Source organism: Deltaproteobacteria bacterium, from assembly GCA_016183175.1.
Taxonomy (GTDB): domain Bacteria; phylum UBA10199; class UBA10199; order UBA10199; family SBBF01; genus JACPFC01.
Genome location: JACPFC010000137.1, coordinates 1 through 7,626 on the forward strand (window position 1 = coordinate 1; position 7,626 = coordinate 7,626).

The 7,626-nt window shown below is 53.8% G+C and carries 9 protein-coding genes; 5 read left to right on the forward strand and 4 right to left on the reverse strand.

Annotation, left to right across the window (positions count from 1 at the left end; translation table 11 throughout):
- Window positions 1-181: hypothetical protein (locus tag HYU99_12130; GenBank protein MBI2341095.1), on the forward strand; the 181-nt coding region annotated here is incomplete at its 5' end.
- A gap of 2 nt (window positions 182-183) precedes the next feature.
- On the opposite strand, the gene HYU99_12135 is transcribed toward HYU99_12130, so the two are convergent.
- On the reverse strand, window positions 184-561 hold the full coding sequence (locus tag HYU99_12135) for a hypothetical protein (GenBank protein ID MBI2341096.1): 378 nt from the start codon (window positions 559-561) through the stop codon (window positions 184-186).
- A gap of 63 nt (window positions 562-624) precedes the next feature.
- Entirely contained in the window at window positions 625-1,818 is a 1,194-nt protein-coding gene (locus HYU99_12140) for an RsmB/NOP family class I SAM-dependent RNA methyltransferase (GenBank protein MBI2341097.1), read from the reverse strand.
- A gap of 77 nt (window positions 1,819-1,895) precedes the next feature.
- Here HYU99_12140 and HYU99_12145 point away from each other — a divergent pair, with 77 nt between their 5' ends.
- A complete protein-coding gene (locus tag HYU99_12145) occupies window positions 1,896-2,174 on the forward strand; it encodes a 4a-hydroxytetrahydrobiopterin dehydratase (GenBank protein ID MBI2341098.1) in 279 nt (92 codons plus the stop codon).
- 73 nt (window positions 2,175-2,247) lie between these two features.
- On the opposite strand, the gene HYU99_12150 is transcribed toward HYU99_12145, so the two are convergent.
- Entirely contained in the window at window positions 2,248-3,258 is a 1,011-nt protein-coding gene (locus HYU99_12150) for an SDR family oxidoreductase (GenBank protein ID MBI2341099.1), read from the reverse strand.
- Window positions 3,259-3,294: 36 nt separating this feature from the next.
- Here HYU99_12150 and HYU99_12155 point away from each other — a divergent pair, with 36 nt between their 5' ends.
- The 3 genes from HYU99_12155 (at window position 3,295) to HYU99_12165 (ending at window position 5,798) form a co-directional block, all read left to right on the forward strand.
- Entirely contained in the window at window positions 3,295-3,915 is a 621-nt protein-coding gene (locus HYU99_12155) for a class I SAM-dependent methyltransferase (GenBank protein ID MBI2341100.1), read from the forward strand.
- 233 nt (window positions 3,916-4,148) lie between these two features.
- On the forward strand, window positions 4,149-4,808 hold the full coding sequence (locus HYU99_12160) for a TetR/AcrR family transcriptional regulator (protein ID MBI2341101.1): 660 nt from the start codon (window positions 4,149-4,151) through the stop codon (window positions 4,806-4,808).
- 30 nt (window positions 4,809-4,838) lie between these two features.
- A complete protein-coding gene (locus tag HYU99_12165) occupies window positions 4,839-5,798 on the forward strand; it encodes a radical SAM protein (protein MBI2341102.1) in 960 nt (319 codons plus the stop codon).
- On the opposite strand, the gene HYU99_12170 is transcribed toward HYU99_12165, so the two are convergent.
- Window positions 5,793-7,406 (reverse strand): hypothetical protein, encoded by a 1,614-nt coding sequence (locus HYU99_12170; GenBank protein ID MBI2341103.1) that lies wholly within the window; start codon window positions 7,404-7,406, stop codon window positions 5,793-5,795. The two genes, HYU99_12165 and HYU99_12170, sit on opposite strands and share 6 nt — an antisense overlap.
- Between the last annotated feature and the right edge of the window lie 220 nt (window positions 7,407-7,626).

Below are 7,626 nucleotides of genomic sequence, written 5' to 3' on the forward strand. Positions count from 1 at the left end.
GCCCCCTATGGCCATTGTCGAAGAATCGGAATACAAGGGAAACCCTCTACTGGTCCTCAAAAACACCCCGGAGGACCGCTATCCTTTCTCGTTTGGCATCAAAAAGGCAAGGCTCATCATCGAGCATTTTGAAGACATCAAAAAATTCGTCGCCAAACACGACAAGGAAAAAGAGGAATAAAACTATTCGTCCGCCTTGGCCGTCTCGACGGCGTCTTTGCATGTGTCGCTCAACTCCGACTTGTGTTCCCGGAGGCATTTGTTGACCTCCCGCGGCCCCTTTTCATCGGCGCAGAAACTCTCCTTGTCATCCTTGCAGGCCTCGACAATCGACTTGCGGTCCTCAAGGGAATCCTTGCAGTCATCCGAGAGTTCGCTCTCGTGTTCCTTCAGGCATTTATGGACGGCCGGCCCTTTTCCGGCATCGTCACAGTATTTTTCCACATCGGCCTTGCAGGCCTTCTTATCGCGCAGGTTCGGGTCATCGGCAACGGCATAAAAAGCGGCGCCGACCAAAACCCCAAAAACAGCGGTTGCCAGAATGTGTTTATGCATGGTCATTTCCTCCTTTGTGTCTGTTTGACGTTTGAATGGGTCAAATGGTTCAAGAAGACCCTAAAAATATCATCTTTTCCTCATGAAACAGGCAAAGAATCCTTCCATCATTGGGGATGGATAGATCCTCCTTGCCCTTGCCACCCCCCGATGGAATGCTTTTCCCTCCCAACCCGCGAGTGCCGGTTTCAAAAAGGGAAATTTGAGCGGGATATCGAGAGCCTCGATGTCTTCAAGCTCTTTCAGGGCGCTGTCGGTCACCTCTTCATTTTCCTCCGGGGAAATAGCGCAGGTGGAATAGACAAGAAGGCCCCCCGGCTTGAGTAAGGCAATGGCAGAGCGCAGGAGTCTTTTTTGCCGGGCCGCCATTTTTTTGATGAGATCGACCGACCAGTGGTCGAAGCCTTTTGGGTCCTTGACGCAAAAAGTCCCTTCGGAAGAACAGGGGGCGTCGAGGAGAATGCGGTCGAACGCTGGTGTATGCGGGTCCTGCCGCCTGCGGGTTTCCCGCTCGTCCTCGGCGTCGCTGTGGCTTTCTCGGTGTGGAACGTCGTGACGGTTTGTCTCATACGCCACATCGCCGCCTGCGGCGCGATCGGGGGGGTCCCCACCGAACGCCACTGGTTCGAGTGAGGTGGGGGCGGAAAGTTGCATGGGCTCCCAAGCCGCTTCATCCGCCACTGGCGGCGCGGCTTGGGAACCCTTCCCTCCGGCGTCACCCGCTACGCAATTAAGATCAATATTTTCTCCTCTCATCCTCACCGCCCGCACAATCTCCACCCCCTGCCTCTTCAAATTATAAATCAGCTTCTCGTACCGGATCGGATGCGGCTCAATCGCTGTAATTTCTCCCTTATTTTGCATCATCGCCGCCATCTGGCATGTCTTTCCGCCGGGGGCGGCGCAGAGGTCGAGCACCCGCTCACCCGGCTGGGGATTCAGCATCAGCGCCGGAATCTGGCTTGAAAGGCTCTGCAGATAAATCCATCCTTCCCGGTACGGTTTCGACTCGCGCAGTTTTTTGAGGCTCCCTTTTTTAAGCAAACAGGCATCGGGAAAATTTTTAATCGGCTCGCAGACAAGACCTGCCTGTTCGAGTTCGCGGATGACCGATGAGGCATCGGACTTCAGCCGGTTGATCCGAAAAACGGTCGGATTGAAATCGAGAAACCCCCGATGAACCTCGGAAATCAAGGCGGGAGGGACGATCCGATCGATCCGTTCAAGAAACGCCGAAGGGAATTTGGAAAGGACGGCCGGCACGGGTGGATCATATTGACAACGCCCGTCCGTTTCAATACATCTTGCTCGTATGCCGGCCAGGGAAATGATGGCGCACTATGCCCAAACTTGCCCCTTTTCAAATCAGCGCCGAACTAAAAAAGCTCTCCGGCTGGTCCCTGGTTGAGGGACGGCTTTACAAAGAATTCCGCTTCGATACCTTTCCCACCGCCGTTGTTTTTGTCAACAATCTGGTCGATCCGGCGGAGGAGCTCGACCACCATCCCGACATCGCCATCAAATACAACCGGGTCCAGGTCTCCATGATTACTCACGCCGTCGGCGGTATCACCGAAAAGGATTTTGCGCTGGCGAAGAGGATTGATGAATTGACATAAATCCCCCCAACCCCCCTTTTCCTCCAAAGGCGGACCCGCCTCTGGCGGGGACAAAGGGGGGCAAGGGGGGGATTTACACATAATGCTCCTTCTTAAACCACGCGACGGCGTCCCTCAATGCGTCGTTGATCGACCGGTAGGTCATTCCCAGTTTCTTTTTCGATTTTGTGTTGTCGAACCAGAAATAATGGGGGAGAAGCCTGGCGTAGGGTTTGGTGATCATCGGCGGCCGGTGGGTGGCATGGTCGGCCACCCATTCGGCGATGGAGGCGAACCGCTGGATCAGAAAAGTGGGTATCTTGATCGACGGCGGTTTTTTTCCGGCAAAGCGGGCCAGCCGGGTTAAAAGATCCCTGGCGGTCAAATTTTCGGCGCAAAGAATATAGCGCTCCCCCACTTCTCCGATGGTTTCGGCCAAAAAATGCCCCAAGGCGACATCCCGTACATCCACCAGCGAAAAATGGGCATCGACGTAGAAAGGGACTCGCCCCCGGATGAAATCGCAAATCAGCCTTCCCGTCGGGGTCGGGCGGACATCGCCGGGGCCGACCGGACCGGTGGGGTTTAAAATGACGGCCGGGAGCCCTTTTCCCACATATTCCTTCACCACCTGTTCCGCCTCGTACTTGGAAAGGGTGTAAGGGTCGTTGGTCCACCCCCGGTTCCATTCGGCCGTTTCGTCCAATAGTTTTGTCGGATTGTCCGAAATGCCAACGGCTCCCGTCGTGCTGGTATAGACAAACCGTTTGACCCCCGCCGTAAGGGCCGCCCGGCAGATGTTTTTTGTCCCCTCCACGTTGATCTCGAAAAAATCCTCCCGGTGTCGCGTCCAGAGGGCAAAAAGGGCGGCCACATGGTAGACCACCTCCACCCCTTTCATGGCCGAGACAAGCGAGGCATAATCGCGCAGGTCGCCGTAGGCGGTCTGATACGAAAGGCCGGCCAGATGACGGGTGGCGGCGCCGGGCCGCAACAACAACCGGAGCGGTCGGTTCTTTCCGGCAAGCAAAAAAGCAACCTGGCCGCCGATAAAACCGCTGGCGCCCGTGACCAGCGTCAGGGAAGGAGAGGCGTTCTTTTTCATGGCTCAAGAGTCCTGTTGGCGTTAAAATGCACAATCATGCCGTCCGCGACTCACCATGGAAAGCTTAACTTCATCGAGCGCTTTCTTGTCAACCATCCTCTTCGTTTTTTACTGCAAAAACTCATCGACCTGCCGGTTTTGCTCAACTGGGCCCGCCTCGGGCGCGGCCTGTCGATTCTGGAAGCAGGGTGCGGAAACGGGCGGGTGGCGCGGCATCTTTCGGAAAAGCTGAAAACCAGAAGCTACACCGCCGTCGACATCGACCCCAAAATGGTCGCCCATGCCGAGTCGCTCACCGAAAAAAATTCGAGGCTGGTTTTTCAGGTGGCCGACCTCTGCAATCTCCCGTTTGACGACCGGGGCTTTGACGCCGTTGTGATGCTGGATGTTTTGCATCATCTGCAAAACTGGAAAAAGGGGGTGAAGGAAATTCACCGGGCGCTTAAAAAAGGGGGGAGGCTTTGCTTAAGGGAATACAGCATCGAAACCTTTTCCTTCCCCCTTTTGGGCCTCCTCTTTCGAACCCTTTTTGACCACCCCTACGAATTCATGTTCGATCAGCCGGAACTTCTGTCGTTTATCCGCAAAAACGGCTTTGAAATCACCCATCAAAACGACATGTCATGGCTGTTGATGCTCGTGGCGGTGAAAAAATAGGGGAAAATAACAATTCAGTCTCGGCTGTTTTCTTTCGGTTCCATCGGAACTCGCGGTTTTTGGAATCGCCACTTCACTTGTCGGTTGGACTTTGGCTTGCTCCGGTTGGCGATTTTACTGTGGTGCGCTCAAACAGCCGATGGAACCTCAAGAAAGCCACCCGAAACTGAATTGTTACAAAAGAAATTTTTCGCAGTTGACATTTTTTTTAAACGTACCTAGGAAGCGAAGGTATGAATCGAAAGAAGAGGGAGGGGTTGATTCTCGACGCCGCGATTCGTGTCTTTGCCCGCCAGGGTTATCCCGCCACATCCGTCTCCGAAATCATCGACGAAGCCCAGGTTGCGCGCGGCACTTTTTACCTTTACTTCAAAAGCAAAAAAGATGTCTTCAACACCCTGATCGACCGTTTTTTTACGGAACTTTCCCAAAACACGACGAAGATCAACGCCCTTGGCGCCCCTCCGGGGGCCGATTTAAGCGTTGTGTTCAGGCAGTTGGCCGGCGACTTTATCGCCACCATCACCAAAAACCGCCTGCTCACCAAAATCATGCTGATTGACTCGCGCGGTCTCGATGGCGCCTTCGACGCAAAGATCTCCCAGTTCTACGACCAGCTGGCGCGGATCATCCAGCACAATCTCGATGCCAACATCAAGGCGGGCATCTTCCGCAATTGCGACACGGCTGTCGCGGCCCGGTGCATGGTGGGAAGCGTCAAGGAACTGGCCGCCTCGTGGGTGATGGGCGAAGGCATGGAGATCGAGCCGGTCATCCAGGGGTTGATCGACTACCTGCTAAATGGCCTGACTCCTTTTTATGTCCCCGCCGAAAAGGTTGCCGCCGCGGAAGAGGCCAAATCGCTTCCGCGTATCGGGGTCAATTTTCATTAAAGGATGGGTATGCATAAGAGGCGTTTTCGAGTGACGAAATACGACCTTTTGAAGGGGTATTTTTTCCTTTTTGGGTTCCCCAAAGACGGGTTTGTCTCCATCGATGTCACCAACAAGTGCAACCTCCGGTGCAAACACTGCTATTTTTTTGAGCAGGACGTGGAAGAACACGAACTGAAGGCCGAGGAATGGTACGAAAAGCTCCTCGAGATGAAAAAAAACAGGACAATCCCCTTTTTGCAATGCACCTGGGTGGGGGGAGAACCGCTCCTCCGGAAAGACTTGATCGACAAGGGGCGCAGGCTTTTCAAATACAACACCGTCGTCACCAACGGGTCGTTTCCCATTCCCGACTGGAGGGACAACATCAATTTTTACATCTCCATCGACGGCGACGAGGAGCGTCATGATCTGGTGAGGAACAGGCAGGGCCTGTACCGGAAAATCAAAAAGACCATTGCGGAGTCACCCGTTCCGGTGACGGTGGCCTTTTGCATCAACGCCCTGAATCACCAGTCGGTTGAAAAGTGCTTTCACGAATGGAGAAACCACCCGAACGTCAAAAATTTTTGCTTTGATTTTTACACCCCCATCGAGACACTCTCCGACGATCTCGCCTTGAGCCGGGAGTTGCGCGATTCCCTCTGCGACCGGTTGCTCAAGTTGAAAAACCAATACCCCGATTTTCTGGCGGTGGACCGCGAGGTGATTGCCCTCATGCGTTCGGACAAGTGCCGGCCGGTGACCGACAACTGCGTCTTTTCAAAGAGGGCCTCGTCGTTCGATCCGTCGGGCGTCCGCAAGGCCAAGTGCATGCTGGGGGACAAGGCCGACTGCGACCGGTGCGGCTGTGTAGTCCCCTTTTATATGTATTCGCTCACGCACAAGCCCACCGTCATCAAAAACACCCTGCGCAAATGGTTCGTGGAGCCGTTTCGGCGGACGAAAGTGCGGCAGGCACATTCGGTGGATCAGCCTGTCTTGTCATAAAAAGGCAGGGGCGGCAACAGGAACAACCGGCATTCCTGCTGGCGCCATAACCGGGGCCAAGGCCGCACCGGCGGCGAGGGCGGCGTTTCCCATCAAGGCAGACTGTGGCGTCATCGCCGGATTCCATCCCATATAACTGCTGGCCGAAACGACCGGCGGAGTCCAGAAGGGATTTCCGACAACATCATCATTCGCGGCGCCTTGATGGACTTGTGTCTGACCAAGACGTCTGGTATCGAAAGGGGTGACTGGGTCGGCGGCGGTTTCGGTTGTCTCTTGAGGGGCAAAAAAGATATTGCCGCCTCCCTTTGGGCCTCCTTTTGGGGGAGCCGGTTTTTTGGCGGTTCTCAATTCTGCCTTGATCTTTTCGGCCAGTTCGCGCAAAAGCGGCGTCCCGTCGCCGATTTTGGTGAAAATAAATGTGTTAAACGGCGTGCCAAAACTCTCCACACGGCGCTCAAGGCCGAGGGCAAGCGCCTCCTCTTCGGTAAAGGGGACCCCTTCCCCATCCGGCGAGCGGGTATGAAGGACCAGACGTCCGCCGGGTTTTAGCGCGTCGGCCAGTTGAAACACAAAGGCGCGCGCCAGCGTTTTGTCGGTCCTGTTAAACGTGAGGGTTTGTAGAACATTCAGGCAAACAATCAGGTCGTGCTTTTTCTCGGGGAGCGGGTCGGTCAGAAAGTTAAGATCCATGGTGGAAATTTTTCCGGGGAGCCTCTCATTGGCCGGAAGATAAAAATTGGAATCACGAAGATAAGAGAGGGGATCGTAACGGGGGGGAACAAACCGGTGTACATAGTTCCGGTATTCCGGATCACTCTTGTAGAGGTCGGGTTCCACTTTAAACTCGGGATTCTTTTTTTCCTCGATCCATTTCAAAAGCCATAAATTGCCGTCGATTGCTAAAAGGCGTTTGACCTGCGGAAGGCAGGTGAGCCATTCGTAGACTTCGGTTGTATGCGGATATCCCTTATCATATCCGGGTCCAACAACCAGCATGTCGTCCATCGCCTCATCACGCCACTGCTCGCTTAAACCGGCGAGCACTGTGCGGTTCCTGCCGAAGAAGGTATGCGGAGGGAATCCCCCAAGGAGTTTTGCCATCTCGACTTCTGTTCGGGCTTTTTTGAGGGCCGCGCGGATGCGGTTGCCGGCCAGTTCGTTGCGGAGCCTTGCAATCGTGGCCGACAGGGCGGCAGGCCTGCCGCCGGTTTCCGAGGGGGAAAGCCTTCCCCATTCTTCTTCCAGAATATCGGCTAATTGGTCATCGGTTATCTCGGGAAGATTCATAACCCGCTTGGCCAAGAGGCTAAACTGGTTCCGAAACCCGGGATGTTGTCTACTCCGTGCCGATATCAACTTAAAAAGATCGTCTTTTGTATCAGGCGTGATCCCACTTTTTTCGTAACTCCCCACGACGTCATCATAGTGTCTAATGACTTCTTTTACAAAAACATCCCCTTCGCGCCCCGGATCGACAACGCCGCCGGTGGTTTTATCCGGCAGACTTGACAAGGGAGTAGCCCCATTGTCGGGCGGTATGCCGTCCGGGAAATTCTCACCGGCTGGAGAAGTGACGGCATCCGGCTTTTTGATATCTGTGGCCATAATCGGGAAACGGACAAATACCTATCCTCTCCATAATTCTCAAGGGCAAAGCTTTCTAAGATTTAAGCTTTGTTTTTGGCTATTATCGGCAGGTTTCGGAAAAAGTTGCGGGAAAAATTCGAATTAATTAGGTATTTTAATAGGCATATGTTTTGTTTTATCAGTTTATTTAAACATATAATTATATATTCACATAACTATTTAAATTTATTAATTAAAA

Excerpts from the sequence above, each read along its gene's own strand:
- HYU99_12145 (MBI2341098.1), top strand. The coding sequence starts at position 1,896 with ATGCCCAAACTTGCCCCTTTTCAAATCAGCGCCGAACTAAAAAAGCTC.
- HYU99_12135 (MBI2341096.1), bottom strand. The coding sequence starts at position 561 with ATGACCATGCATAAACACATTCTGGCAACCGCTGTTTTTGGGGTTTTG.
- HYU99_12170 (MBI2341103.1), bottom strand. The coding sequence starts at position 7,406 with ATGGCCACAGATATCAAAAAGCCGGATGCCGTCACTTCTCCAGCCGGT.
- HYU99_12160 (MBI2341101.1), top strand. The coding sequence starts at position 4,149 with ATGAATCGAAAGAAGAGGGAGGGGTTGATTCTCGACGCCGCGATTCGT.
- HYU99_12150 (MBI2341099.1), bottom strand. The coding sequence starts at position 3,258 with ATGAAAAAGAACGCCTCTCCTTCCCTGACGCTGGTCACGGGCGCCAGC.
- HYU99_12155 (MBI2341100.1), top strand. The coding sequence starts at position 3,295 with ATGCCGTCCGCGACTCACCATGGAAAGCTTAACTTCATCGAGCGCTTT.